The organism is Pseudomonas sp. GM18 (genome assembly GCF_000282195.1).
In the GTDB taxonomy this organism is placed as follows: Bacteria; Pseudomonadota; Gammaproteobacteria; order Pseudomonadales; family Pseudomonadaceae; genus Aquipseudomonas.
In genome coordinates this window covers 15,446-41,699 of the sequence record NZ_AKJT01000132.1, presented here as the reverse complement: position 1 = coordinate 41,699, position 26,254 = coordinate 15,446, and the positions used below count along the sequence as shown (strand labels likewise).

The 26,254-nt window shown below is 58.7% G+C and carries 28 protein-coding genes; 11 read left to right on the top strand and 17 right to left on the bottom strand.

Annotated features, from left to right (window positions below; translation table 11 throughout):
* Positions 1–32 precede the first annotated feature (32 nt).
* Positions 33–374 carry a hypothetical protein gene (locus tag PMI21_RS0128400; RefSeq protein ID WP_033064288.1) on the bottom strand — a complete coding sequence of 114 codons (342 nt, stop codon included), beginning with the start codon at positions 372–374 and terminating at the stop codon, positions 33–35.
* Positions 375–544: 170 nt separating this feature from the next.
* Here PMI21_RS0128400 and PMI21_RS00440 point away from each other — a divergent pair, with 170 nt between their 5' ends.
* Positions 545–1,735 (top strand): MFS transporter, encoded by a 1,191-nt coding sequence (locus PMI21_RS00440; RefSeq protein ID WP_007942119.1) that lies wholly within the window; start codon positions 545–547, stop codon positions 1,733–1,735.
* A 212-nt stretch (positions 1,736–1,947) separates the two neighbouring features.
* On the opposite strand, the gene metC is transcribed toward PMI21_RS00440, so the two are convergent.
* The 10 genes from metC to PMI21_RS00490 all read right to left on the bottom strand — a co-directional run bounded on the left by metC (position 1,948) and on the right by PMI21_RS00490 (position 12,719).
* Positions 1,948–4,707, bottom strand: coding sequence for a cystathionine beta-lyase (gene metC, locus PMI21_RS00445; RefSeq protein ID WP_007942118.1), 2,760 nt, complete (start codon positions 4,705–4,707; stop codon positions 1,948–1,950).
* A gap of 24 nt (positions 4,708–4,731) precedes the next feature.
* Positions 4,732–5,388 (bottom strand): glutathione S-transferase N-terminal domain-containing protein, encoded by a 657-nt coding sequence (locus PMI21_RS00450; RefSeq protein WP_007942117.1) that lies wholly within the window; start codon positions 5,386–5,388, stop codon positions 4,732–4,734.
* Positions 5,385–5,981: a hypothetical protein gene (locus tag PMI21_RS00455; protein ID WP_007942113.1), complete on the bottom strand. Its 597-nt coding sequence runs from the start codon at positions 5,979–5,981 to the stop codon at positions 5,385–5,387. Before PMI21_RS00455 ends, PMI21_RS00450 begins: the two co-directional genes overlap by 4 nt.
* A gap of 17 nt (positions 5,982–5,998) precedes the next feature.
* Entirely contained in the window at positions 5,999–6,835 is an 837-nt protein-coding gene (locus PMI21_RS00460; RefSeq protein WP_007942112.1) for an amino acid ABC transporter ATP-binding protein, read from the bottom strand.
* Positions 6,822–7,610 (bottom strand): amino acid ABC transporter permease, encoded by a 789-nt coding sequence (locus PMI21_RS00465; protein WP_007942111.1) that lies wholly within the window; start codon positions 7,608–7,610, stop codon positions 6,822–6,824. The genes PMI21_RS00460 and PMI21_RS00465 overlap by 14 nt, the downstream gene beginning before the upstream one ends.
* Positions 7,600–8,334, bottom strand: coding sequence for an amino acid ABC transporter permease (locus PMI21_RS00470; RefSeq protein WP_007942110.1), 735 nt, complete (start codon positions 8,332–8,334; stop codon positions 7,600–7,602). The genes PMI21_RS00465 and PMI21_RS00470 overlap by 11 nt, the downstream gene beginning before the upstream one ends.
* Positions 8,331–9,542 (bottom strand): aminotransferase class I/II-fold pyridoxal phosphate-dependent enzyme, encoded by a 1,212-nt coding sequence (locus PMI21_RS00475; RefSeq protein WP_007942109.1) that lies wholly within the window; start codon positions 9,540–9,542, stop codon positions 8,331–8,333. The genes PMI21_RS00470 and PMI21_RS00475 overlap by 4 nt, the downstream gene beginning before the upstream one ends.
* Positions 9,539–10,963: an FAD-binding oxidoreductase gene (locus PMI21_RS00480; protein WP_007942108.1), complete on the bottom strand. Its 1,425-nt coding sequence runs from the start codon at positions 10,961–10,963 to the stop codon at positions 9,539–9,541. The genes PMI21_RS00475 and PMI21_RS00480 overlap by 4 nt, the downstream gene beginning before the upstream one ends.
* A complete protein-coding gene (locus PMI21_RS00485; protein ID WP_033064287.1) occupies positions 10,960–11,811 on the bottom strand; it encodes a transporter substrate-binding domain-containing protein in 852 nt (283 codons plus the stop codon). The genes PMI21_RS00480 and PMI21_RS00485 overlap by 4 nt, the downstream gene beginning before the upstream one ends.
* A gap of 65 nt (positions 11,812–11,876) precedes the next feature.
* On the bottom strand, positions 11,877–12,719 hold the full coding sequence (locus PMI21_RS00490) for a transporter substrate-binding domain-containing protein (RefSeq protein ID WP_007942106.1): 843 nt from the start codon (positions 12,717–12,719) through the stop codon (positions 11,877–11,879).
* 251 nt (positions 12,720–12,970) lie between these two features.
* Here PMI21_RS00490 and PMI21_RS00495 point away from each other — a divergent pair, with 251 nt between their 5' ends.
* From PMI21_RS00495 to PMI21_RS00500, 3 genes are all read left to right on the top strand, one after another.
* Positions 12,971–13,831 carry a LysR substrate-binding domain-containing protein gene (locus PMI21_RS00495; RefSeq protein WP_007942105.1) on the top strand — a complete coding sequence of 287 codons (861 nt, stop codon included), beginning with the start codon at positions 12,971–12,973 and terminating at the stop codon, positions 13,829–13,831.
* Between the two features lie 118 nt (positions 13,832–13,949).
* Complete coding sequence (locus PMI21_RS29775; RefSeq protein WP_007942104.1) at positions 13,950–14,111, top strand: hypothetical protein; 162 nt, start codon at positions 13,950–13,952, stop codon at positions 14,109–14,111.
* Positions 14,108–14,755 carry a helix-turn-helix domain-containing protein gene (locus PMI21_RS00500; protein ID WP_007942103.1) on the top strand — a complete coding sequence of 216 codons (648 nt, stop codon included), beginning with the start codon at positions 14,108–14,110 and terminating at the stop codon, positions 14,753–14,755. The genes PMI21_RS29775 and PMI21_RS00500 overlap by 4 nt, the downstream gene beginning before the upstream one ends.
* 99 nt (positions 14,756–14,854) lie before the next feature.
* Here PMI21_RS00500 and PMI21_RS29995 read toward each other — a convergent pair whose 3' ends face one another.
* From PMI21_RS29995 to PMI21_RS00515, 3 genes are all read right to left on the bottom strand, one after another.
* Positions 14,855–15,361 carry a hypothetical protein gene (locus tag PMI21_RS29995; protein WP_081499580.1) on the bottom strand — a complete coding sequence of 169 codons (507 nt, stop codon included), beginning with the start codon at positions 15,359–15,361 and terminating at the stop codon, positions 14,855–14,857.
* Between the two features lie 294 nt (positions 15,362–15,655).
* Entirely contained in the window at positions 15,656–16,891 is a 1,236-nt protein-coding gene (locus PMI21_RS00510; protein ID WP_007942101.1) for a diaminopropionate ammonia-lyase, read from the bottom strand.
* 76 nt (positions 16,892–16,967) lie between these two features.
* Positions 16,968–18,233, bottom strand: coding sequence for a Zn-dependent hydrolase (locus tag PMI21_RS00515; protein WP_007942100.1), 1,266 nt, complete (start codon positions 18,231–18,233; stop codon positions 16,968–16,970).
* A gap of 150 nt (positions 18,234–18,383) precedes the next feature.
* On the opposite strand from PMI21_RS00515, the gene PMI21_RS00520 reads away from it, so the two are divergent.
* Positions 18,384–18,851: an Lrp/AsnC family transcriptional regulator gene (locus tag PMI21_RS00520; protein WP_007942099.1), complete on the top strand. Its 468-nt coding sequence runs from the start codon at positions 18,384–18,386 to the stop codon at positions 18,849–18,851.
* Positions 18,852–18,871: 20 nt separating this feature from the next.
* On the opposite strand, the gene PMI21_RS00525 is transcribed toward PMI21_RS00520, so the two are convergent.
* Positions 18,872–19,513, bottom strand: coding sequence for an FMN-dependent NADH-azoreductase (locus tag PMI21_RS00525; RefSeq protein WP_007942098.1), 642 nt, complete (start codon positions 19,511–19,513; stop codon positions 18,872–18,874).
* A 103-nt stretch (positions 19,514–19,616) separates the two neighbouring features.
* On the opposite strand from PMI21_RS00525, the gene PMI21_RS00530 reads away from it, so the two are divergent.
* From PMI21_RS00530 to PMI21_RS29990, 4 genes are all read left to right on the top strand, one after another.
* Complete coding sequence (locus PMI21_RS00530; protein ID WP_007942097.1) at positions 19,617–20,471, top strand: LysR substrate-binding domain-containing protein; 855 nt, start codon at positions 19,617–19,619, stop codon at positions 20,469–20,471.
* A 47-nt stretch (positions 20,472–20,518) separates the two neighbouring features.
* Positions 20,519–20,944 carry a GNAT family N-acetyltransferase gene (locus tag PMI21_RS00535; protein WP_007942095.1) on the top strand — a complete coding sequence of 142 codons (426 nt, stop codon included), beginning with the start codon at positions 20,519–20,521 and terminating at the stop codon, positions 20,942–20,944.
* Positions 20,945–21,279: 335 nt separating this feature from the next.
* Positions 21,280–22,329 (top strand): LirA/MavJ family T4SS effector, encoded by a 1,050-nt coding sequence (locus PMI21_RS00540; protein ID WP_007942094.1) that lies wholly within the window; start codon positions 21,280–21,282, stop codon positions 22,327–22,329.
* 494 nt (positions 22,330–22,823) lie between these two features.
* On the top strand, positions 22,824–23,222 hold the full coding sequence (locus tag PMI21_RS29990; RefSeq protein ID WP_238541255.1) for a hypothetical protein: 399 nt from the start codon (positions 22,824–22,826) through the stop codon (positions 23,220–23,222).
* 119 nt (positions 23,223–23,341) lie between these two features.
* On the opposite strand, the gene PMI21_RS0128395 is transcribed toward PMI21_RS29990, so the two are convergent.
* Entirely contained in the window at positions 23,342–24,064 is a 723-nt protein-coding gene (locus tag PMI21_RS0128395; RefSeq protein WP_033064285.1) for a tetratricopeptide repeat protein, read from the bottom strand.
* Between the two features lie 227 nt (positions 24,065–24,291).
* On the opposite strand from PMI21_RS0128395, the gene PMI21_RS29290 reads away from it, so the two are divergent.
* A complete protein-coding gene (locus PMI21_RS29290) occupies positions 24,292–24,453 on the top strand; it encodes a DUF2986 domain-containing protein (RefSeq protein ID WP_007942091.1) in 162 nt (53 codons plus the stop codon).
* A gap of 136 nt (positions 24,454–24,589) precedes the next feature.
* Here PMI21_RS29290 and PMI21_RS00550 read toward each other — a convergent pair whose 3' ends face one another.
* A complete protein-coding gene (locus tag PMI21_RS00550; protein WP_007942090.1) occupies positions 24,590–25,639 on the bottom strand; it encodes an alpha/beta hydrolase family protein in 1,050 nt (349 codons plus the stop codon).
* Positions 25,640–25,932: 293 nt separating this feature from the next.
* Between PMI21_RS00550 and PMI21_RS00555 the strand changes: the two genes are divergently transcribed.
* Entirely contained in the window at positions 25,933–26,193 is a 261-nt protein-coding gene (locus PMI21_RS00555; RefSeq protein WP_007942089.1) for a DUF6429 family protein, read from the top strand.
* Positions 26,194–26,254: the final 61 nt, after the last annotated feature.

Below are 26,254 nucleotides of genomic sequence, written 5' to 3'. Positions count from 1 at the left end.
ACGGCGGAATGGGGCTCAGCGTGGAACAGGAATCAGAAGCGAGGGGGTCGCCATACCCCGGACGGGGTCTGGACAGGCAGTGCGTCTACAAAAACCGTGGCTACGACGGGGTTGAACAAGGTGACTGGAGGTTTGGCGATGCTGACTTGCAGCATGCCACCGGTCTTGCACTCCTGACCGGGCTTACAGGCTTTGCCGTGCTCGGAGGGGGTGCTCATGTCCTGGCAGCAGTCTTTGTCCATGTCGCCCATCATCGCCATGCCCGTGGTTTTCATCGGGCAAGGTTCCGTGGGTGCCTGAATGCCCGCCATTCCACTCAGCGGAAGCGCGAAGCACATCAGGAAAATGAGACAACACCGCAAATAACGTTTCATGGGCCGAAGTCTAGCCAGAGGAATCGTTGCTTACAATGACAGCTGGGTGAAAAACATATCGCACGGTGCAAGCACAGCCTCGCGATACATCGGTAGACTTTTGGCACACAATCAAACACACGCAGGCTGCGACAGCCCACCAGCGCCCGGTGTTCAGATGAGGACTTGATGTGAATAAAAACCTCGCAAGCGCCCAATCCACGCCACTGCGCATCCCACGAACAGTCTGGGCCCTGGGTTTTGTCAGCCTGTTCATGGACCTGTCCTCCGAGCTGGTACACAGCCTGCTGCCGGTGTTTCTGGTCACCACCCTGGGTGCCAGCGCCTTGACCGTCGGGGTGATCGAAGGCATCGCCGAGGCGACTGCGATGCTGGTCAAGATATTCTCCGGCGCCATCAGCGACTTTATCGGCCGGCGTAAAGGCCTGCTGTTGATGGGCTACGGTCTGGCGGCGTTGTCGAAACCGCTCTTCCCTCTCGCGCAGTCGGTAGACCTGGTGTTTACCGCGCGTTTTCTGGATCGCATCGGCAAAGGCATTCGTGGCGCACCGCGCGATGCGCTGGTCGCCGATGTCGCCCCCGCCGAAATCCGTGGCGCCTGCTTTGGCCTGCGCCAGTCGATGGACACCGTGGGAGCGATTCTGGGTCCGGTTCTGGCGATCATGCTGATGCTCTGGCTCGGGCAAATCCATCTGGTGCTGTGGTTTGCGGTGATCCCGGCGGTGATATCGGTGGCGCTGATTGTCGGTGGCGTGAAAGAGCCGACCGCTGTCACCGGCGAACACGCCTTTCGCTCGCCCATCCACTGGAAGGTGCTGCGGGAGTTCTCCCGCGGCTATTGGTGGGTGGTAATCGTCGGCGGGCTCTTCACGCTGGCCCGTTTCAGCGAGGCCTTTCTGGTCTTGAAAGCGCAACAAACAGGCCTGACGGCCACTTGGGTGCCGATGGTGATGGTGGTCATGGCGCTGCTGTATGCGGTGTCCGCCTACCCGGCGGGCTGGTTGTCCGACCGGATCAGCCGCACCAAGTTGCTGTGTGTCGGCATGGGGTTGCTGATCCTGGCGGACCTGCTGTTGGCGCAAGCGGATTCAATCATGACCATGCTGGCGGGCGTGGCCCTGTGGGGCCTGCACATGGGTTTCAGCCAGGGCATTCTCGCGACGCTGATCGCCGACACCGCACCCGAACATCTCAGGGGCACGGCGTTCGGCCTGTTCAATCTGATCAGCGGCGTGTGCCTGTTGATCGCCAGCGTACTGGCCGGCGCACTGTGGGAAACCTCGGGTTCCGCCAGCACCTTCATTGCTGGTGCGGTGCTGGCGGCTGCGGCGCTGGCGTTGCTCCTGTTGCGCAAGTCCTAATGCCGGCAAATTAAGCCGCAGCGCACTCTTTGTAGCAGCTGTCGAGCTTGCGAGGCTGCGTTCGGCTGCGCAGCAGTCGTGAATCCGGCTAACGCGATTCGCCTGACACACCGCAAGCTCTGGTTTGACGACTGCTTCGCAGCCGAACGCAGCCTCGCAAGCTCGACAGCTGCTACAGGTCGCGTTGCGACTTACCGGCATTAGCGCAATCCCTAGTCCGCGATAGCGGCGAACCCGCGTTGCAAATCCTCGGTCAATGCATCGACATCTTCCAGGCCAATGTGCAACCGCAGCACCGGGTTCAATGCGCGATCTGTCGCACTGTTGCGATCCTGGGTGTCGGCGACGGTGATCAGGCTTTCATAGCCGCCCCAGGACGCGCCCAGACCAAACACCTGCAACGCATCGATGAAACGCTCTACGTACGTGGCGTCGGCATCGCGCAGTTCGAACGACAGCAAACCGTTGCTGCCCGTGAAGTCCCGCCGCCACAGTGCATGATGGGGGTGATCGGGCAACGCCGGATGGAACACCCGTTTCACCTGCGGTTGCGCTTGTAGCCAATGAGCGATGTCCAGGGCCTGGCGTTCGTGCACCTCCAGGCGCGGCGCCAGGGTTCGGGCGCCGCGCAGCACCAGCCAGGCGTCGTCGGGGCTGACGGCGATGCCAAAGGTGTCGCTCATGGACGCCAGCGGCTGCCAGACCTCTTGTCGGGTGCATACGCTGCCCATGACCACATCGCTGTGGCCGCACAGGTACTTGGTCAACGCCATGATCGAGATGTCCGCGCCCAGGGTCAGCGGCCGGTACAGGTAGCCCGAGCCCCAGGTGTTATCGACGGCCAACAGGATGCCCCGCGGTTTGCACAGTGCGGCGATGGCCGGCAGGTCACAGAGTTCATACAGCAGCGAGCCGGGCACTTCGGTGTAGACCATTTTGGTGTTGGCTTGCAGTTGCGCTTGCAGCCCGCTGCCGTCAGGCGCGAAGTAATTGACCTGGATGCCGAACGGCTCAAGCAGCTCCCGGGCCAGACGCCGCACGGGCGCATACACCGCGTCAGTGATCAGCACATGATCGCCGGGCCGCAGGTAGGCCAGGAATGTCTGCGCCACCGCCGCCAGTCCGGTGCCGAACAGGCGGGTGCGATAACCGCCTTCCAGTTCCGTCACCAGATCTTCCAGGGCAAAAGCCGTCGGATTACCCCGGGCGCCATAGCTCAGCACCCGTTCGCGATCACGGCGAGCGCGGGCGTCGCGCATTTGCGCCAGGTTGTCGAACAGCACCGTGCTCAAACGAGTGACCGGCACGTTGACACCCCGACTGCCACTGCCCTTTTCGGTACGCGCCGCATGAATCAGACGGGTACGCACCCGCGCTTCACGAGTCGCTTGAGACGGCGCGCGCAGCGGTTTGAGGCTGGCGATTTCGTCTGCGCTCATTTGCGCCAACAGGCCGATTTCCCACGCCAGGTACTGACGCGCCGCGTCTTTGTTGCCGGCGTGGCGATCATGGGTAAAGAACAGAAAATCGATGCATCGGTGATCGGGCGGTGTGTTGGCATCCTCTTGCAGCGCAAACCCCGCCGCGCGCCAAGCGTCGACACCGCCGCTCAACAACCGGGTTTGCGCACGCTGAACATCGGGCAATTCCAGCGCCGCGAAAGCGGCCAGCAGCGGGTCATCGGCCAGCAACACCAGCGGCCGCTGTTCACCGGCCACTTCACTTGCCAGCAACGAACGAATCGACCAGCGCGAGCCGGCGATATGACCTTTGCGGTAGGTCATGCTCGGGCGCAGATCAATCAATGCCACCGCGTCATCCTTCAACGCATCGTCCAGGGCCTGCGCAGTGATCACGGGCAACGCTTCGTGTGCGGATACCTCAAGCGCGGGCAATGCCAGACCGCTGCTCGCCCCACCCTCCAGCACATAAGCCTCATGCCCCAACTGCCGAAGCCAACTGGCAACGATCGGTGCCCGTATGCCATCGCTGTCGATCAGCACCAACCGCGCCTGGCGTACGCCGATATACAGGTCGGTAGACTGAATCAACTGCCCACCCGGCGTGTGTTGAGCACCCGACAGACTGCCGGCGACAAACTCCTCGATAGTGCGCACATCGCACAGAAACAAACTGCGTGCGGCCTCCCCGGCCCACTGCTCGACCTGCGCCGCCGCAACGGTTTTCACCCCGGCCCGTTCGGCCAGTTGTGCCGCGGCGAGTCGCTGTTGCGGCAACGTCTTCGATGACACCTCATCGGCATAGCGGCGGGTACTGCCATGCTCCAGCTGAAGGTCTTCCAGGTACCAGCCCTGCGTACCGTTCTCCAGGGCGTAGACCGGGTTCTTCAACCCCAGATTGATCAGGGTCTGGGCGCCGATGATGCTGCGGGTTCGACCGGCGCAATTGACCACGATCGGCGTGCTGTCGTCCGGCACCAGATCCTGTACGCGATAGCCCAGTTCGCCATTCGGGCAGCAGACAGAACCGGGGATGGTCATCTTGCGGTATTCGTCGAACGGCCGACCGTCCAGCACCACCAGCGGCTCGCCCCGGGCTTGCCATTCGGCTAACTGCCTGGCGGTGACATGCGGCGTATCACTGGCCTCTTCCACCAACTCGCCAAAGGCCTTGGACGGCACATGTACACCCGCGAACAGTTGCAGACCTGCCGCCTGCCAGGCATCGGCACCGCCGTCGAGAATATGCACGCGGCTGTACCCCAGCGCCTGCAAACGCCGAGCAGAACGCAACGCGACGTCCCCGCCGTTCTGGTCATAGATCACCAGCCGCACCTGAGGATTCGGCGCCAGGCGTCGGACCTCCAGCTCCAGGCGACTGTAGGGCAGGTTCACCCCGTGAAACAGGTGAGCCTCGCCATATTGGCCATGCTCACGCACATCAAACAGGGCAATTTCCTGCCCATCGAACAGCCATTGCTGCAGTTGCCCTGGAGTTACGGTCTGGCTCATGAGAGTCCCGTTTGCATAATCGGATTATTGAAGCGCCAGCGAGCGCTCGTTGGCCGCGACTTCCCGGCCTTTGGCATAAGCGCGCCGGACGGCCGGGCGTGCCTTGAGACGTTCACGCCAGCTATTAATGTGCGGATAGTTCGTCAGGTCCTGGCCCTGTCGCAGCGGCTGGATCCACGGAAAGATCGCCATGTCGGCGATGGAATACTCGCCTGCGACAAACGGCACCTCAGACAAGCGTGTTTCCAGCACGCCGTACAAGCGCGTCGCCTCGGCATGGAGCAGGTCCAAAGCAAACGGAATCGGCTCCGGCGCTTTCTCCTTGAACACCTGCAACTGGCTCAGGTACGGGGTGATATGCCCCACTTGCCAGAACAACCATTCCTGAACCTTTTGCCGCTCGGCACTGCCGGTGGGTGGCAAAAAGCGCCCGGTCTTGTCGGCCAGGTAATTGAGAATGGCACCGGACTCGAACAGGCTCAGCGGCTCGCCCAACCCCTGCGGGGCATGGTCGACAATCGCCGGAATCCGGCCATTGGCGCTGATGCGCTGGAACGCCGCCTGCTTCTGCTGCCCCTCGCGAATGTTGATCGGCAGCACGCGGTACTCAAGCTCCAGTTCTTCGAGCAAGATGCCGATCTTCAAGCCATTGCCAGTGGGCCAGTAGTACAGATCGATCATGCATAGGCCTTGATCGACGGCGCCATTTGCGAGGCGTTGTAATTGAGAATGCGCCCGTCGGCCTCGACCCCGTAACGGCCGTTGAGCGATTCCAGCGGCAAGCCATACAGGTGGAAATGCAGGGTCGGCTGCTCGCCTTCGACACGGATGCCATGCAGGTCTTCTCCGAGAAACGAGATCGACGTGCCGGGTTGCACGATCACTTCCTTTGCCAGGTGCAACGTGGTGAACCCAGGCTCGCGGCCCTCGTCATCACGGGTGTAGACGTAGTTGATTTCCTGGCCTTCGATGGCGCTGATGATTGCCCAGGTTTCGTGGTTGTGCGGGATCGTACTTTTACCCGGCAGCAATGAGTTGAGGTACAGCGTCGGTGTGTCGCCATCGTCGTTGAGGCGGTAGCGGAACGCGGTGCTGCCCTGCCCCGGCACGGGTGCCGGGAACGCGTCGAAATTGAACAGATCACGGCGCTCGGCCAGGGTTTCGAGCAAGGCGACGATCTCCGTCAACGCGGCACGGTCGACGCCACGCTGATGGATAACGCGGATTTTCTTGAGGAAATCCTCGATGACGGCGGCACGGTTATCGGTACTCATGAACAGACTCCTCGGTATTAGACAGACAGGCTGTAGCGGCTCAGGTTACTCAACAGATACGGATCGTTGGCGACACGGGGACGGCGTCCCGGATCGCCCAAGGCGTGGCGCAAAAATGCTTGAGTGCGCTCGCTGGTGGGATGCTGGAAAATCTGCGCGGCACTGCCGTGCTCGACGATCACGCCGTTTTCGGTGAAGTAGACGATGTCGCTGATCTCTTCGGCGAAGCGCATTTCGTGGGTCACCAGCACGCAGGTCATGCCCTCTTCGGTCAGCTCGCGAATCACCGTCAGCACCTCGCCAACGGTTTCCGGGTCGAGGGCCGAGGTCACCTCATCGAACAGAATCAATTCCGGACGCATCGCCAACGCACGGGCAATCGCCACCCGCTGTTGCTGACCGCCGGAGAGTTGCCCCGGATAAGCATCGGCCTTGTGCTCCATGCGCACCTTGGCCAGCAAGGTGCGGGCGTCTTTCTCGGCCTCGGCGCGATTGCGCCCCAGGACTTTGCGCGGGGCGATCACCAGGTTCTCCAGCACCGACAAATGCGGGAACAGGTTGTACTGCTGGAACACAAACCCCACACGCTTGCGCAACTCGATGCGCTGGGCTTCCTGGGCCAGGGTGTGAACCTCGGTGGAACCGACGCGAATGCTCCCGCGCTGGGGCTGCAACAGCCCGGTGATACAACGCAGGATGGTCGATTTGCCGGATCCGGACGGGCCGATGATCGACACGGCCTGGCCGCGATGCACCTCGAGGTCGATGCCCTTGAGCACCGGGTTGCTGCCAAATGACAGGTGCAGATCGCGCAGGCTGACCAGGGGCTCGGCGACGGTTTCAGTAGAAGGCATAACGTCGCTCCAGGCGTTGGGTGAGTCGGGAAATCGGGTAGCAGTAAGCAAAGAACAGCACCAGCAGGCTCAGGTAAATCACCACGGTGAAGCCGGTGAGGTTCACCGTGTTGCTGGCGATTTGCGCGGTGTCGATCACGTCATGCACGCCCACCAAAGACGCCAGTGCGGTGCCCATGGTGATCACCGCGTAGAGGTTCATCCACGGCGGCAACATGCGCTTGAAGCACTGCGGCAGGATGATCGAACGGAAAATCTGCCCGCGAGTGAAGGCCAGGGACCGCGCCGCTTCCCATTGGGTGCTGGGAATCGAGCCGACCGCGCCACGGAAGATTTCGGCGACGTTGGCGCTCGCCGGCAACGCCAGGCCGAGGGTGACCTTGACCCAGTCCGGGAACGAGACATAAGTGCTGCCGATGTGGATCTCGAACGGGAACACATAGGTGGTGAAATAGATCAGCACCAGCCACGGCGCGTTGCGAAAAATCTGCACCCAAATCCGCGCCGGCAGGCGCAGCAGCCACAACGGCGACAACGCCAGGGCACCGACCAACAACCCCAGCAACGAGCCCAGCCCGATCGCCACCAGACTGATCAGAATGTTCTGGCCAAACCCGACGACCAAGGCCGGCGACCATTGCAGCAAAGCCTTGAGTACCGGGCTGTGCGGCGCGAAATACACCAGCCAGAGCACGGCCCCCGCCAACAGCAGCAACTTGCCGACATGCCGACGCGGCCAGGCCAACGGCGCGGTGACGGACGATTCAATGGCCATAGCCGGGCATCCTCAGGCGCGCTTCGAGCAGGCGCCCCACACAATTGACGGTAAAACTCAGCAGGCCGAAAAACGTCAGGATCAAAATCATCAGCTCCAACACGTTATCGCTCTGGGTCCAGATCATGATCGCTGCGTAGGTGATATCGCCGACGGCGATGGCCGAGGCGACGGCGGTCATTTTTACCAGGTCGATCAGGTTGTTGATCAGCGACGGCAAGGCAAACCGCAAGGCCAGCGGCAGTTGTACATTCCACAGCAACTGGCGGCTGCTGAACGCCAGCGAACTGGCCGCCTCCATCGTCACCGCCGGCACGGCTTCGATGCCGGCGCGCAAGGCTTCGGCATGGAACGCGCCCTTGTGCAGCGAAATCACGATCACCACCCAGGCAAACGGCGTCAGCGGGTTGGCCGTGCCGACGGCCTGGGTCAGCAGCATGTTCAGCACCAGAAATGCGCAATACAGCTGCACCAGCGTCGGCGTGTTGCGGGTGACTTCGACAAACACCCGCGCAGGTTTTGCCAGCCAGGGTTTGCCCGAGGTCAACATTGCCGCCAAACCGACACCCGCCAGCAGGCTGCCAACGATGGTGAACAGGCACAGCAGCACCGTGGTCAGCGCGCCCTGCTCCAGGGTTCCGCGCTGATAAGCGTCCAGCAGAAATCCGTAGTTCAGGCCGAACCCGGCGGCCCAGTGGACGAATAGTTCCAACAAATGACTCATGGTTCGCCCCGCAATTGCCTGCAGGCTTGAGCGATGCGGCGTCCGGCTTCGACTACGGTGTCGGTCGCCGTGGCAATGGACAGGCGAAACCACGGCGACAAGCCATAAGCGCTGCCCGCCACGCCGGCCACGCCCTCTTCCAGCAAATACGCGACGACGTCGGCATCGCTTTGCAGACGTAGACCGTCCGGGCGATAGCGCCCCAACAACCCGGCGCAGCGCACAAACACGAAGAAACCACCTTGAGGTTCGAGCACTTCAAGACCGTCCACTTCGCGTAAGGCGCTGACCAGTGAATCCCGGCGCTGCTGATAGGCCGCGACCTGCGACCGCAAGAAATCCAGTCCACCTTCGAATGCGGCCAACGCGGCGGCTTGTCCGACCGAGGAAGCGCCCGAGGCGGATTGCGATTGCACCACGGTCATGGCCTGGGTCAGCGCTTGTGGCCCGGCGCCGAAACCGATGCGCCAACCGGTCATGGCGTAGGTCTTGGACACGCCGCCCACCAGCAGGCAGCGCGCCTGCAAATCCGGCGCAACGTTGAGCAGGCTCTGGGCAGGCAAACCGTCGAAACGGATATGCTCGTAGAGCTCATCCAGCAGAATCAGCACGTGGGGATGGCGCCGCAACACCTCGGCCAGGGCGCGCAGCTCGGCCGTGCTGTACACCGCGCCGCTGGGGTTGCCGGGGCCGTTGAGGATCAGCCAGCGAGTCCGTTCGCCAATCCGTTGCTCCAATCGTTCGGCCGTCAGCTTGCAGCCTTGCTCCAATCCACATTCGATAAACACCGGCTCGCCGCCATTGAAGCGCACGCTGTCGGGGAACGACGGCCAGTACGGCGTTGGCACCAGCACCTGATCGCCGTCGTCGAGGGTGGCGGCGAAGGCATTGAAGATGATCTGTTTGGCACCGTTGGCAATCACGATCGATTCCAGCGGATAGTCCAGCTGGTTTTCCTGCTGGAGTTTGCGTTGCACCGCGATGCGCAAGGCCTTCACGCCCGGTGTCGGCGTGTACTTGGTGGCACCGGCGGCGATGGCGGCATAAGCGGCCTGCTTGATGTGCTCCGGGGTGTCGAAATCCGGTTCGCCGGTGGTCAGGTCGAGGATGTCGCGACCGGCCTCGCGCAATGCCGTGGCTTGAGATTTCGCGGCGGCATTGGCCGACAGCGAGACGCGCTGTACGCGTTTGGACAGGCGAAAAGTCATGACCCAATCCCCTCCAACACCTTGCCGGGGTTCAGCAGATTGTTCGGGTCCAGCGCTTGCTTGATCCGGCGCATCAGGTCGAGTTCCACCGGGCTTTTGTAGCGCCCGAGCATGCCCCGTTTGCGCTGGCCGACACCGTGTTCGGCGCTGATGGAGCCGCCGTGAGCGTGGGCGCTGTCGTGCACCAGTTGGCTGAGTGCTGCGTAATGGGCCATGTGTGCCTCGACCGTTGAGTTGTGCGGATGGGCGACGTTGTAATGCAGGTTACCGTCGCCCAGATGGCCGAAGGTGTAATGCCGCACACCGGGGAAATGGCGCTGCAACAGCGCATCGGTATGGGCGACAAATGCCACGACCTGGGAAATCGGCACCGAGATGTCGTGCTTCATGTTGCGACCGGCACGCTTCTGCGCCTCGCTCATGTTCTCGCGCAACAGCCAAAACGCCTGGCTCTGGGCGAGGCTTTCGGCGATCAGCGCATCGGCCAGCAGGTTCTGCTCGAAGGCCTCGCCCAGAACCTGTTCAAACGCTTCGCGGGCATGGCTTTCGCTGTGGTTATCGGACAATTCCAACAGTGCGAACCAAGGCTGGCTGGCACCGGGAAAGGGTTGCGGGCCTTCGGGAAATTGCTCGCGCAGCAACGTCAGGCACTCGGCACTGAGCAGTTCGAACGCGGTGAGGCTGGCACCGAAACCGGCGCGGGCATGGGACAGGAATGTCACTGCCTGGGCCAGCGAGCCGAAGGCCAGCAACGCCGTGGCCTGGGCCTTGGGCAACGGGAACAGTTTCAGGGTGGCGGCGGTGATAATGCCGAGGGTGCCTTCGCTGCCGATGAACAGGTCGCGCAAGTCGTAGCCGGTGTTGTCCTTGCGCAAACCGCGCAGGCCATTCCAGATTTCACCCTGGGCGGTGACCACTTCCAGACCGAGGGTCAATTCGCGGGTATTGCCATAACGCAGCACCGCCGTGCCACCGGCATTGGTGCCCAGATTGCCGCCAATCGTGCAGCTGCCTTCGGCGCCCAGGCTCAGCGGAAACAGGCGCCCGGCATCGCGGGCAACGTCCTGAATAGTGTGCAGAATGCAGCCGGCCTCGACGGTCAGGGTGTCGTTGTCGGTGTCCACCGCCCGCACGCGGTTCATCCGGTCGAGCAGTAGCAACACCGCGCGGCCACTGGCGTCCGGGGTCGCGCCGCCCATCAGCCCGGTGTTGCCGCCCTGCACCACCACCGGCGTATCGCAGGCCACGCACGCACGAACCACCGCCGCGACTTCTTCGGTGCTTGCCGGATGCACGGCGGCAATCACCTGCCCCACGTAACGGCCCTGCTTGTCGGTCAGGTACGGCGCGGCCTCTTCGCTGGTCTGCACATGACGGGCGCCGAGCAGTTGCTGCAAGGCCACGAACAACGGTCGACTCATGACCGCACTGCCAGCGGTGCCGCGTTGCGGTATTGCTCGTGCAGGTCACGCAAGGCTTGCGACGGTGCCATGCCGGTGCGTTCGCCCAGTTCGATCAGCCAGCCGCTGCGGTGCCAGTCGCGCACGATGGCATCCAGTTTCGCTTGGGTATCATGCTCACCCTTGCGTATCCAGATCACCGAATTCGACGGGATCAAATCCCCCGGCAGCGGGATTTCATACCCGGCCCACTCGGCATCGCTCAACAAGGTATGCATGGTCGGGCTGACATGCACCGCCGCCACGCAACCATTGCCGCGCAGCGACAACAGCGATTCGGACTGGCTGCGGAACGCCTTGATTTGCGCACCGTAGGTTTCCTGCAATGGCTTGATGAAGTTGCTGCCCTGGGACACGCACACCGGCTTGTCCTTGAGGTCGCTCCACTGGGTGATGCCCGCACCCTTGCGAATCAACGCGGCGCCGCCGACTTCTTCATAGGGCGTGGGCACGTAATCGAGAATCTCGGCGCGTTCTTCGGTGAACTGCATATTGGCGATCAGGATGTCGACCTTGCCCTGTTGCAGGAACTGCACCCGGTTGGGTGCCAGCACCGAAACAGTCTGGGCCTCGACACCCAGCGCCTTGGCGATGCCCTTGGCCAGTTCGACGTTGTACCCCAGGTGTTCGCCGGTCTTGGGGTCGAGGGTGCCGAACGGCGGACCACTGAGCATCACCCCGACGCTGATTGCGTGGCGTTGTTCGATCTTGTCCAGCGTGGCATCGGCCTGAGCGAGGCTGGCGCCCAGCACGGCGCATCCTGCCAGGCACAGCGTGGCCAGGCTTCTAGCGGAAAAATATCGGTTCATGCACGACTACCTTGAACGACCGCCGAATCCGTCGGCGGTCTATTGAAAACGATGAGGTGAACCGCTCAGGCGCCGTTGGCCTGGAACTGTTTCTGCAATTCCACCAGGGCCGGTGACGCGGGCGTGATGCGGTTGCGGGTCTGGGCGTCGATCAGCCAGCCGCTGCGGTGCAGTTCCTTGACGATGGGGTCGAGCCGGGCCTGGGTATCGCGTTCGCCAGGTCGGGTCCAGATCACCGAAGGGGCCGGGTTGAGTTCCGGACTCAGCGCGCGATAGCCCTGCCATTCGGCGTTGTCGGCGATCAACGGGTTGATCAGCGTGGCGTCATGCACTGCCGCGACGCAGTTGTTGCCACGCAGCGCGAGCAAGGATTCCGACGAGCTCTTGAACGCCTTGATCTCGACGCCCAACTCGGTGAGCGGCTTGATGTAGCTGCTGCCCTGGGAGGTGCAGACGGGCTGACCTTTGAGGTCTTCCCAGCGGGCGATTTTGCTGTCCTTGAGCAGCGCCGCGGTACCGCCGACACGGTAGAACGGCGTCGGCACAAAACCGAGGATCTCACCGCGCTCGGCGGTCCATTCCATGTTGGCGATCAGCAAATCCACTTTGCCCTGCTGCAAAAACTGCACGCGGTTGGCCGGCAATACCGGCTCCAGTTGCACCTCGGCGCCCAACTGCCGGCCCAGTTCCTGAGCGAGGTCGACATTCAAGCCCCGTGGTTTCTGAGTACCCGGATCGATACTGCCGAAGGGGCCGCCGGACAGTACGACCCCCACCGTCAGCACATGGCGTTGCTGGATCTTGTCCAGGGTGGCATCCGCCTGAGCCCCGGCACTGGCGGCCAATGAGATCAAGGCGCCCAGCATTACAGGCAACCAGCGTTTTACAGGTGAGCGCTCAAGCAACATGGATTTCCCCTCATGAATGATCGGCGTTCCCCGACCTGATGAGGCGGCATCCTAGGTACAGTTCTGAAGTAACGGAAATTCAAATATCTAATATCGTTATAACTTGCCGTGTTTTCTCTAAGTAACAATCTTCACGACGCCCGCATTTACTGACACTCTCGACCTGAACACTAAAATATCGCCAAAAACACATAAACAACTGTAATGTTTATGTTTGCAGCCTTGATATAAAAACAGCCCCGGAAATGGCCATGTCGACCTCACCTACCCTCGATCTCGAATTACTGCGCACCTTCATTGCCGTGGTCGATCACCACAGCTTCGCCGAGGCCGGCGCGCAACTGGCCCGCACGCAATCGTCGGTCACCCAGCACATGCAACGCCTGGAACAACAAGTGGGGGTGAATCTGTTCGAGAAGCGCGGGCGTCAGAAGCAACTGACCGAAGCCGGTTTGCAGCTGTTGCGTCATGCGCGGCAGATGCTCTCGCTCAACGACGATGCGTTGAATTCCCTGCGCGAAAGCAACTTGAGCGGTGTGCTGCGGATCGGCTCACCCCATGACATCGCCGACACCATCCTGCCGCCGATCCTCAGCCACATCGCCCGCTCGGCCCCGCGCTTGCGCCTGGAGATCGATGTCGGCCGCAGCCCGTTTCTGATGGATGACCTGCACCGGGGCAAGGTCGACATGGTGATTTCCACCCGCGAAGACCCGAGCCTCGAAGGCTTCGCCTTGCGTACCTCACCGGTGTGGTGGATCTGCTCGGCACAGTACATTCATACGCCGGAAGAACCCTTGCCGCTGATTCTGGTGGATGAACCAAGTATCTATCGTCGCTACGCCCTGGAGGCGCTGGAGCGCGCGAATATTCCATGGCGCCAGGCGTATCTGGCGTCGAACCTGATCGGCATCAAGGCCGCGACGCGTGCCGGGCTGGGTGTCACGCCCAGAAGCATGGAAATGCTCGGCCCGGACATGCGCGTGCTCGGCGAAAACGATGGCCTGCCACGGCTGCCGGACGTGACCTACCACTTGTGGATCCGGCCCAACACCGTGAACCCGCTGGTGCGTCGGGCCTATGAGTTGATCAGGAGCAGCCGGGGACTTTGACGCGGCCGCTCATAAGAACAAAAGAGCATTAATAAATACAAAATCAGTATTTATCGTTATAAACATATCCGCGTACTCTCAGCCCATCCCGTCATTCATCACCACAGTGAAGTGCCCCATGAATCCGACTGACAACCTCATCGACTTCGCCAGCTACCGCAAACGCAAACAGGCTCAGCAACGGGCACGGGCCATGTGGGAAATGTATGCACGCAACGCCGGCCTGCAGGGCTTTCAGTGGATCCAGGCCGCCCAGTCGACCGAGACCCGTCACGCATGAACGCGCAGCAACCCTCGCGCTTTCTGGTGAGCGCAGGCGAACCCGTGACGGACTTGAATAACCTCGAACCACTGGAAGAAGATCCGATCTGCGAGCGGGTCGCACAGAACCTGCAACGCCTGCGGGGCAAGCGTCATCTGTCCCTCGATGCCCTGGCCCGGCAATGCGGTGTGAGTCGGGCGATGCTGGCGCAGATCGAATCCGGACGCAGCGTGCCGTCGATCAAAGTGCTGTGCAAAATTGCCAAAGGCTTGAAGGTTTCGGTGGCAGCGTTTCTCGAGCACCGGGCTTTCGAAGGTGTGGCCGTGCTGTCGGCGAACCAGAGCAAACGCCTGGTCAGCGCCAGTGGCGCCTTCGTCAGCCGCGCGCTGTTTCCGTTCGACGTGGCACGCCAATCGGAATTTTACGAACTGCGTTTGAGCCCGTTGGGCGAAGACCACTCCGAGGGGCATGGCCCGGGAGTGCAGGAGAACCTGGTGGTGTCACAGGGCGTACTGGAAATCAGCGTCAACGATGAACGCTACCTGCTGTCCACCGGCGACTCGATCCTGTTCTACGCCGACCAGCCCCACCGCTATCGCAACCCTGCCGACAGTGAGGCAGTGGCTTATCTGGTGGTGACCTACCCGGAACGCCTGGACTAAAGAAGCCCGCTTCCACAGGGAATCCTCGGTGTCTGCCGGAATGAAAAAGCCCCCGCAACCCTAAGGTCGCGGGGGCTTTTTAATGTCTGCTGCCAGGGATCAGCAGGTGCAGCACATCATTGGCATGCCGTTGCAGCTCATCATCATCGGCATGCTGCAATCGTTCATCATTTTCATCATCAGGGCGCAGCAGCTTTTCATCATGTCCATGTTCATGCCGGCCATCGGCATGATTTTGCACATCATGCCGTCGGCCATCATGGTGCATTCCATCACGCACTTCATCGACGGCATCGGCATGCCCATCATCGGCATCATCATGTTCATCATCGGCATGGCCATGCTCACCTGGGACATGCACATCATGCTCATGTTGCCGCAGTGCATCATCATCGGCATGCCGCAGTTCATCATCATCTGCATCATTTCAGCGCTGTTCTTGAACATCGCCATGTCCATGCCAGCGGCTGGCATCATTTTGCACATCATGCCGTCGCCCATCATTTCGCAGCTCATGGTCGCCATCATCATCGGCATGCCCATCATAGGCATCATCGGCATGTTGGCGTTCATCATCGGCATTGGCATCTGCATGGCGTTCATCATGGTGTAACTCCCTAAGCGATTCGATAGTTGGACGAAGCTGATGGAGACGGATTCTAAGGACTGGCGTAGGGACGACAAGATGATGGCCGAGCAGCAGAATCTGATGTTTAAACCGCTTTAGTGCCGTGGCGGGGGCGCCGCTGTCTGCTATAGCGCCCCTATGGTATTGATCGCATACAAAATCAAAGCGAAGACATGGTTTTATCGGTTATGGATATTCGACCCAGCGCTATATAAAGAACCGAAAGAAATAATCGATCTAAACAGCGCTGAGTTTTTTACCCGTGCCAGGAGCTAGCAAGGCTTATGGATTCGCAACCAGGCCTGCTGGCGCTGTTGCACTGACTCAGCCGACTCGCCGACCAGCTCTTCATAAACAGATGGCGCGGTAGCCCCCTCGGTGTTGATGACGAGCACTCTCGAGTTCTTGTTCAGGCCGACCTTTTCGGCATGGGCAGGAACACCCACGAGATTGATCAAACCAGCGAGCCCGGCGACGCCGGATTCTCCTCCGACAACAGGAACATCATTACCCGAGCCCGCAGCGAGCAGCCGCATTGCACCTACCGCATCGCTGTCATTGATGAGCATGAAATGGTCAACGCTCTCACTCAGGAATTTCCATGCAAGCGGTGACGTTTCGCCACAGGCCAAACCTGCCATGACGGAATCCACGGAGCCAGTCGCATGGGCAGCCCGCCCCTTCAGCGCGCTTTGATAAAGGCAATCGGCCTGGACCGGCTCAACCATCACCACGATCGGGCGATCGGCGCCATAGCGCTCCCAGAAGTAACTGACCAAACCTGCTGCCAGGCCCCCTACTCCGCCTTGCACAAAGAGGTGCGTGAACGGATGCCCTGCGTGCCGCGACGTTTCTGACACCTCGATGATTTCGGCGGCGATCGTGCCGTAGCCTTGCATAACATCGCGCGGGATGACTTCGTAGCCTTCGTACGAGGTATCGGAGACAACGTGCCACTGGTTCTCTCTGGCCAACGTCGCGGCACGTTCAACCGACTCGTCGTAGTTGCCAGTAATGCGGACAATCTCTGCACCATACGCGGCAATGGCTTGCTCGCGCTCAACACTCACGTTGGCGTGAAGGACGATAACGCACCGGCAGCCAACGCTTTGTGCCGCAGCCGCCAGTGCACGTCCATGGTTACCGTCGGTTGCACTGATCGCCGTAAAGGAACCGAGCTGGTCCCGGTACTCACCCGCGAGCAACGCCTGAGGATTAAAGTTCTTTTGCGGGAACAATCGCAAAATCAACCGCACCAGGGCAATCGGCGCCCCCAGCGCCTTGAAGCTACCCAGCGGTGAGCGAACCGACTCATCTTTCACGCAGATTTGCCCGACATTAAGCTGCTTCGCCAAATCAACAAGATCCCACAGCGGCGTCGCTGTAGCGCTGAGCTGATTCCATGTCGAAAGCCAGCGACGACTCTCGTCAGCCTGCTTGATGCACATGATGTGTTGAAGTGACTCTGGATACGCTTCGCGTGTGGCGTGCGGGTTGGAAAAAAGCATAAAACCTCCAATGTCAGGCAAAGAGATACCACCGCCGGGTCTTGAAACCCAGGCGCCGTGTGTTGCAGCGGGAAAGCTATCGGGTTGTAGCGAGTCGTCGAGCAACCACGTCCAGCAGCACCTGAGCGCCCTTGATCAGTTGATCATCATCGGTGTGCTCCCGAGGGTTATGGCTGATGCCGCCCTTGCTTGGCACAAAGATCATCGCGGATGGCGCAACGCGCGCGATCATCTGAGCATCGTGCCCCGCCCCGGAAGTCATGCGTCGGTGGGTGAAGCCGAAACGCTTGGCGCTGTCTTCGATGACCTGCGCCAATTCGGGATCGAACACGACCGGCTGAAATCTCACCAGCTGCTCGGTAGAAACCCGTACGCCCTCACGCTCTGCGATGTTGGTGAGGAATCGGGACAAGCGTGTCTCAGCCGCTTGCAAACGGGCCTCGTCGGGATCACGCAGGTCGACCGTAAACGTCGATTTGCGAGGAATGACGTTAATCACATTGGGTTCAAATTGCATGCAGCCAACGGTCGCCAAGGTAGTACCACCTGAATCAGTGGCGATCTCACGCAAGTGATTCACCACCGCGCTTGCGCAATAACCGGCATCGTGACGCAAATGAGTGGGTGTAGTGCCCGCGTGGTTTGCGTTGCCCTGAATCGTCACCTGCTGCCACGAAATCCCCTGGAGATTTTCGACCACGCCGATCAGCGTTGACTCGGCTTCCAGGATCGGCCCCTGCTCGATATGCAGCTCCACATATTCGTGCGGTATCAGCGCGCCTGGTTCCAAATCCCCGGCGTAACCAATACGAGAGAGCTCATCGCCAAGACGGGTTCCGTCCGTCCCCAGGGTATTGAGCGCTTCGTCGACACTCATGCCACCGGCAAAAACCAGCGAGCCCATCATGTCCGGCTGATAACGCACACCCTCTTCATTGGTGAACGCGCCGACCGTGATTGAGCGCTCAGGCGTTACGCCAGCAGCACGGAAAGCACGCATGACGGCGAGCCCCGCGAGAACCCCATAACACCCGTCCAAAGCGCCGGCGTTTGTCACGGTGTCGATGTGCGAGCCCATCATGAAAGGCGCCTCCGTGCCGTCATCGGTGCTTGACCGGAGGGTTCCAAACACATTGCCGATGCGATCGACTTTGACGTCCAGGCTCAACTCATTCATCCAGCAGACAAGCTGATCACGGCCCTCCCTCTCGGCATCAGTCAGTGCAATTCGGGTACGCCCTCCGTCCTTGAGGTCGACACCGATTTGGCCCAGGGTCGCGAGTTGCTCCAGGAGCTTTGGCCCGTCCAGGTTCAATCCGAGATTGGCGCTTGCAACACTCATCAAACTTCTCCGTGAGGCGGGATACCCTTGGCGGGCTTTCGTAAATATTAATTCAATGAGATGCTCCAAAAATTGACAATTTCGTAGCGTATACGCACTTCTATTGCAAATTTTGGCGATTTATCGAAATAAAATTACCGGGATGCAGAAATGACGCTCGACGAGTTCGACATCAAGTTGCTGATTGAAATACAGCAAGATGCAACGCTCTCTCAGATTGAGCTGGGCAAGCGGGTTTCGTTGTCTTCCGCGGCAGTCAACCGCCGTCTGAAACGCCTGCATGACGAGGGCGTTATCAAGAAGACCATCGCGGTGATCGAGCCAGCGGCCATGGGGCATCCGCTGACGATCATTGCTGAGGTCGAGGTCGAGAGCGAGCGGATAGATTTACTGGATGCCATGAAGCAAAGCTTTGCCGCGTGCCCTCAAGTGCAGCAGTGCTACTACGTCGCGGGCGAGTGGGACTTTGTGCTGATCCTCGCGGTCAGGAGCATGCAGCAGTACACCGACCTGACCCGCGAGCTGTTCTTTGAGAACAACAACGTCAAACGATTCAAAACCCTTGTTTCGATGAGCACCGTGAAGCAGGGTTTGAATATCCCATTGGGCGTTGAATAACCTACGGTGCAGTGGAAGCGTCAGCGACCAAGGCTATCTGCCAATCCCCTGGCCTGCTGAGTCGCGGCCTCACGCGCGCTGAGGTCAACGTCTTCCCCCAGGATGGTTTTCTCCACAATCACCGAATGCACATCCGTCACGCCGATAAATTTCAGCCAGGCTTCGACGTAGGGCTTCTGGAAGTCGAAGCGCTCTGCCGGGGTGATCGACTGCGCCGAAAAATCCAGGCCGCGGGCGTACATCACCACGGCGGTTTTGTTGTGCAGCATGCCTTCCAGACCGCGCTCGGGGTCGAAGCTGAACAGGATGTCTTTCTGCGACACCAGGTCGATGAAGTGCTTGAGCTTGTACGGGATGCTGAAATTCCACAGTGGTACAGACATCACCAGCACATCCGCGCTGTGCAGGTGCGCGGCCAGATCTTTCAAGGTGTTCCAGGCGTCTTGTTGTACCGGAGTCAAGGGCGTGCCATTGAGCCCGGCGTATTTGGCCTCCATGGCCTGATCATTGAACTCCGGCAACGCCATGTTCCAAAGGTCGAGGGTGATGATTTCGGTGTCCGGGGTGTTTTCCTGGTAGCGCGCAATGAAGCTGCGGGCGACTTCAAGGGAGGCCGAGCGCTGTTTGCGCGGGGAACATTCGATATGCAGAAGAGTAATCATGGCACGCCTCGGGTAGTGGGAGATGGGGGCGGCGAACATTGCAACATAGTCTTATTTAGAATATAAATCGCAAATAAATCAGCTATTAATCACATATCAAACTATGTTCGATGCTCTGCTGCTCAAGACATTTGTCACGGTCGTCGATGAAGAAGGCTTCAGCCGTGCAGCCGAGAAGCTGCACCTGACCCAATCCGCGGTCAGTGGGCACGTGCGGCGACTGGAAGAACAGATTGGTAAACCCCTGCTGAGGCGTACCACCCGTTCCCAGCAACTGACGCCCGATGGCGAACGCCTGGTGGCTTTTGCGCGCACGATCCTCGCGCTGAACCGTGATGCCTGGGCAGAACTGACACGCACGCCGTTTCACGGGCGACTGCGGATCGGGGTATCCGAAGACTTTGTCGAATCGCGATTAATGCGGATTTTTCAGGATTTCGCGGCGCAGTACCCGGGGATGGAGATCGACGTGCAAGTGGGCATTCCGGGCACGTTGCTGGCCTTGATGAAGCAAGGGCATCTGGAACTGGTCATCGGTTCTCTGTGCGAAACCAGCGACGCGGGGCTGCTGCTGTGGCAAGAACCGCTGGTGTGGGCCTGGTCGGCGCAACCCGTCACCCAGTTGCCGACGCCGTTGCCGCTGGCCCTGTTCCCCGAGCCATGCCCTTATCGCGAAGTGGCCCTGACGCAGCTGGCTCGGGCGGGGATCGCCCAACGAACGGCGATGTTGTGCAGCAGCACGGCCGGATTGCGAGCAGCGGCGCTTGCTGGCTTCGCAGTAGCGCCCATGCCAGTCAGTCAGTTGGGTCAAGGACTGGCGGTTCTTGGCGCAGAACAAGGGTTGCCGGACTTGCCGGATGCGCAGTTTCGGTTGTTTAGCGCTCCTGAAGCGGATCAGGCGATTGTGGCAGCGGTCACTCAACTCATTGTGGAGTATTGCTCCACGCGCAGAACTTAAGAATCATACTTTGTTGACCCAGTTACTCACTGCTCAGGGAGAGCGCCATGTCTGTAGAAATCCAGCTTTTGGAAAATGCGACTGAAGCAGAGCGACTAGGCATTTTGACCCCACTGCTGGCCCATAACCTGGCCAACGGTGGGGACGACGCCTATGAAGCTTTTGCTCTGTTGCTACGAGACGCTGACAGTAACGAAGTTATTGGTGGGCTGTACGGCAAGGTCTCTTATCGATGGCTACTCATCGATCTTGTCAGCGTTCCCGAGTCAATGCGTGGTCAGGGTATCGGAGAACGGCTAATGCGCATGGCTGAAGAAGTTGCGCAGAAAAAACACTGCATTGGTATCTGGCTGGAGACCTTCAGCTTTCAGGCTCCCGGTTTTTATCAAAAACTTGGTTACTCCGAATTCGGACGCCTGGCAGACTATCCACCGGGACATACCCGGCTCTATTACCAGAAGTCGTTGTGCTGACCGCGTTTTGGATCTTGGGCCGATAGCTGTGCTTCGTAGCGGGCAGCTATCGGCCAGAAGTGGACAGTCAGCTATCACTCTGTGCACCGCTCGCCGTCTCAAAGCCAAGGGCGATTGTGGTCGGCTTCACCGGCCACCTCTCTCACATCGCTCGTGTACACCAATTCGACCTGAAGGATCGTGCACAGCGGAATGCTCCTGAGTTGACCTATTTTCGGCACAGGTTGATTGGCATGGGCGAAGCCGATGCGGATTCGCTCCATAGTTAGATTTTAGAGCTATTCTCAACGGAATTTTCATGCCGTGCGCTGTTGCTAAACAGGGAGGGGTGGCCGATGCCGACGATAGAAACAATCAAGAAAGAGATTAAAGATAACTTTGGCGATCATGAGGATCTTAATGATATTTGCAAGATTGCTAAATTCTTAAATAGCCCTAATGAATTTCTAGCAATGCTAAACCTACTTAACGAGGATTTACGCAAGCGCGCTTCGACATTAGTTGAGATGTCGGAGGACACAATCAACACAATAGATTTAAATCTAAGAATTGATGAGGTTGTGGCGAATTATTATGCCAAGCATGCAGAGTACACGGGAGAGCTGAAGAAAAAGTCCAAGCGGGTTCTTGAGGAGACATTTACGACTTTGGAGAGCTTGAATTCTTTCAGCATTCCTGGAAGCCGAAAAGTACAAATTTTGACTGGATTCGCTAGTAAGGAGGTTTTTGCAAAGGTAACTAAAAACAGACTCCACTGGCGGGATCCAGGTGTGTTTGAGGTTCATGGTGAATATTCCCATAGAATTCAGTGGTATTGCATAGTTAAATCTAACGTTGCGACTAATCCAGCATCGATTTTTTCTCTTCTTGCTCAAACCTCGCACATAGATAAGGAGAGGTTCCCTAATGTCACCCTATGGGATGCTATTGTTGATAGGAACGGAGGAGATGCAACGGACGTCGTTCCATTTGATGCCGAGAAAGATACAATCACATTAGAGGATAGTGCTTGGGATGGGAATGCTCTTGATAAAAAACTGAAGAATTCTTTGGGCCCAATAAAGTGCGACTTTCGAAGCCCTGAAATTTTACACAATTTTATATTGCAGGCTTCTAAATTTGCCCCAACTGCGTCTTATGTTGAGCCGTTAGCCTCAATAATAAAAGCGAAGATGGAGGTTCATAGGGAGGCGATTAGAATTGATAAGAGTAATTGGAAAAAATACAAAGGGAAGGATGAGGTCGCAAAAGAGAATTTGCGACGTCAGGCTGCTATTACTGCATTACTTAAGAGGAAGCTAAAGAAGGACGAAGTCCCTGAAAATGAGTGGGATGAAAAGATAGCTCAGGCCCTGAGCAGACATTACTTTCATAATATGGAGTGAGTATAGTTTGTTTGTAGTGGTCAACTTATTCCGTACACCTCGATAGGTGATTTCGACACCATCGCCCGTTCGTAAACGGTCGGTGGCCGATATCACCAGTTTCGAGTGCTGCCGCTCGTTGTTTTAAAAACCAACGATTTACATGCCCACTCTAAGTAGTTTATGCGGGGGCACCTTGAGCAAGGTAAGCCCTGACCAAGCTTCCGCAATCAGCGTTGAAAGTCTGCTCATCGAATTCTGTGCCCTGAACGATAGAGGGCGCCACTGATTCTAACCATACTGACGTCCGATTTCGGCCATATACAGACACCCAGCGAGCAAACCTCAAAGAGGCCGAACAATGAGGTCGTCGACTATTTAAGCGGCGGTGTCCTAGAACTTTTCTCTATTTATAGGTCTATGTGGACAGGCACATCCTCGGTAAGCGCGACCTCGCAGGCTTCCCGCAGTCAGATGGCCACACGTCCATTGTCAATCAGAGGTTGTCTTCGCTCATGAAATTCCATGACCCACGGATGGTGCTCTTCGGCCTGTTCGCGCTCGCGGCAGTGGGCTCCGCATCAGCAACACAAATGAAGACCTCAACCCCTGTTTTCGCAACTGAAGTGGCAGCCGTTCAGGCTCCGGTCGAGGCCGCCAGCAACCCTTGGCCAACCTTGGCCAGTATGGCTGGCAAACAGCCAGGCCCCTTGCTGGCCCATGACGACCGATACTGGCATGACGGCCGTTGGCACGATCGTAGAGACGATTGGCGCCGAGACGAATGGCGTAGAGAACAGTGGCGCAGAGAGCAAGCCCGTCGAGAAGCTGAACGCCATCGTTATTGGGAGCGCCACGATGATCGGCCCATGCGGCACCGCTACGAGGACGATCACCGCTACTATCGTCGCTAGCCTGGGAATAGAGGTCGATGATGCCTTGGGAATGGCGGAACAGACGGAAGTCTGACAATTGATGTGACGCGACGGTCGAAGCTGGACCGTCGCCGACCCGCCAGAAGACACTCAGAAACTCATCCGTGTACCAGATAGGCTCCCAACGGAACCCGATGCCGTAGCTTCTTGCATTTGCCGGGTGGGGGCTGATGCCCGGGCGGGCGATCAGGAAACCAGATTCGGCATTTACCCGGAGGCGGCCAATGACCGCGGGGAATCTCAACTTCATCGTACGTGGGCGCTGGCTCGACGGAAGCCGATTGCAATTTTCCTTCGGGCATTGCGCGAGCGAAGTTGCCAGCATCGCGCCCAGTATCCGGAGCGGCTTGTTCAGCGGCGGCCATTTCTGCTTCGCGGAGCCTTTGAGCCTCCTCCTCGAGCCCCTTCTGTACTGCAACCTGGTCCTCTTTGGCGTTGGGTGAGGTGCTCGAAGCGTTGGCCTGCTGCGCCGCCTGGATCAATTGGAAGTTGCGGTTGCGTAACGCTACGTTGCTGCCAACCCTCATGTTCGAGCGCACCGCCAACGTTTCAGCCTGCTGGTACTGCCCCTGCTGAAGACGCAACACACCGAGATAATGCAGTGTCGCTGGATTGTTCGGCTGGATATGCAGGGCACGCTCCAGCGTGGCAGCGGCTTGGTCCAACTGGCCATTTCCATACTGCCGCGAGGCGGTTTCGATCAGGGTGGTTGATGCGCTGTTACTTTGCGAAGTCGCCCTTCGCTCGGCAGCAACCGAACAAAGCGACGCGACGGCGCAGAACGCCAGGATGAGACCCGGTAGAAAATTTTTAGCTGGCATCAGGGGCGGACTCGGCTGATCTCGGACGGCACTGTCATAAAACAGGCCACCAGCGCTGCTCGGTATCTGCGATACAGGGCCCCCATTGACCTGGCCTGTACCCTGAAGTTCCCGCAGCTACAGCCACTGCGGACGGCGTGGAATCCGCAGGTCAGCGCAACCAGTATCATTTTTTCCTGAAATTTTAAGCTGGTATCATTCAAGCACTGACAAACCGAGCAAAAAATATGAATCGTCGTAAAAAAATAAATCAGCTGTTAAAGGCTAACGCCAAAAAGGCCAGTGCCAAATTGGCACCGAAAAGCAAGACTAAATACATTAGTAAAGCTGACCGATTGAAGCTGGCAGCTGAAGCCAGTCAGGACTCAATCATTTCCGCTGAGAGCTGATTTACGTAACCCTCGCGGCTGATAGCTTCCAACCCAGAGCGCTCATTCCTGCCCAACCGATCTGACAGATTGCGCGGGCGCCAAAACTGCTACAGCGGTTTTTTTGTTGAGCTGCAGCAGTTCCCGTACCACGAGTTTACAAACTTGCTTCTTTGTAGGATGCCTGAAGAAACTCTGCTATCAGCGATGTGACTTGCTGTTGAATCACCCCACGTGAGCGACCGCTGTCGCCATCCCGGCAAATGATGCCATCGCCTGGTACATCTTCTTCGAGCATTACCTCCGCGCCAGGTTTGCACATCGACAAGAAGCTGAAATGGCTTGCGTCGCTGATTTCGACGTAACGGCTTGACGCCGCAGGCAAGCGTTTGGCCAGGTTGGCAGACTCCAGTTCAGCAGGAAGGTCGTGCGACGGTACGCCGGCAGCGATCACCAGCGTTGGTACCGGCAGCGCCGCCAGGCTTTCATCGGTCATACCCCGCGAAAGGCCAATGTCCAATGTAACCACAGCAGTGACGCGTTTATCGCGCAAATCGGCGGCCAACGTGGCCTTTGATTCTGAGGTACTTGCAGGGTTCATGATTCCATAGACGGCGCAACTTGCTAACTGCGGGTGAGCATTGCAGTCACGGGCGAAGCGGTCTGGATCGAAACGAGCACCGGCGATCTCCAGGGCGGTCCAGCCGCCGAGTGAATGGCCCACTACTGCAATACGGTCATTGGCGACCAAACCGAATTTTTCAGGTTGAGTCGTGACCCCATCAATGGCTCGGCGCACATCAACGGGCCGCTGCCATAACTGTGCCGCTGCTTGAGGGCTACGGTCATGAGTGGTGGAGCCAGGGTGATTGATTGCGGCGACGATGTAACCCCTATGGGCCAGAGCACTGGCAAGCCAGATCTGGTTGCTCCAGTTCCCCCTGTATCCGTGGGAGAGCACCAGCAATGGATGCTTGCCAGCAGCTGGCGGCGCGTTACGAACGGCAGAAGCACCGACAAACACCGCATCATCGCCGATCAATTGCGTGGCGGCGGTAGTTGCACTGGGATACCAAACGACCATCTCCAGTGAGCGGTCACTGTGCGGGTCCGGCAGCGTGGAAGATTGGAAGCCGACAGGGTTCTCGTCAGCGAGTGCGATAGAAGTCAGGCAGGTGAACAGCAGGACGCCGAAAGCTATTTTCAATGTCGTTTCTTCCTTGATTAGACAAATGCATGGCAGCCTGAACCCGCCGTCAGGCGAATCCACCTTCGTACGGAGTCGAAGCTAACGTGGCTGCATAGTGAGCACGGACATTAAAGCCCATATTGGAACCGACGGGCATAAATTTCATTGTTAACTCTTTTCGCGGTCTTTAGTGAGAAGGTTGAACGTCCGCTTTCTCGACATAGACCCCTACCGTTAAAATGTGGGGTTCATGGATCGCTTAATGGGCATAAACTCGACGATACCTGTTGAATACGAGCGGAGCAACGATCATGGAATACGACGGCAAACTGATTGAAGAAGCCGTGCTTGCCCTGTTGGCAACCTTCAGTTTTGACAACGGCAATGCCTGGAAAGGATTCGACTTCGAGACCATGAACCGATTGCATGAACAAGGTTTCATCAGTAATCCGGTGAGCAAGAACAAATCGATCTGGTTGACGACGGAGGGGCTGGAGCGCGGTCGACAGATAGCCGACCGGTTGTTTAGGGTGAGAACTCAAGTGGGGCACGTATCCGACTCGGGTACCTGACCTCATACTACGGCAACCCTCGGTGCACCTCGCGAAGATCACAAACCCGAAGTTAAAAACA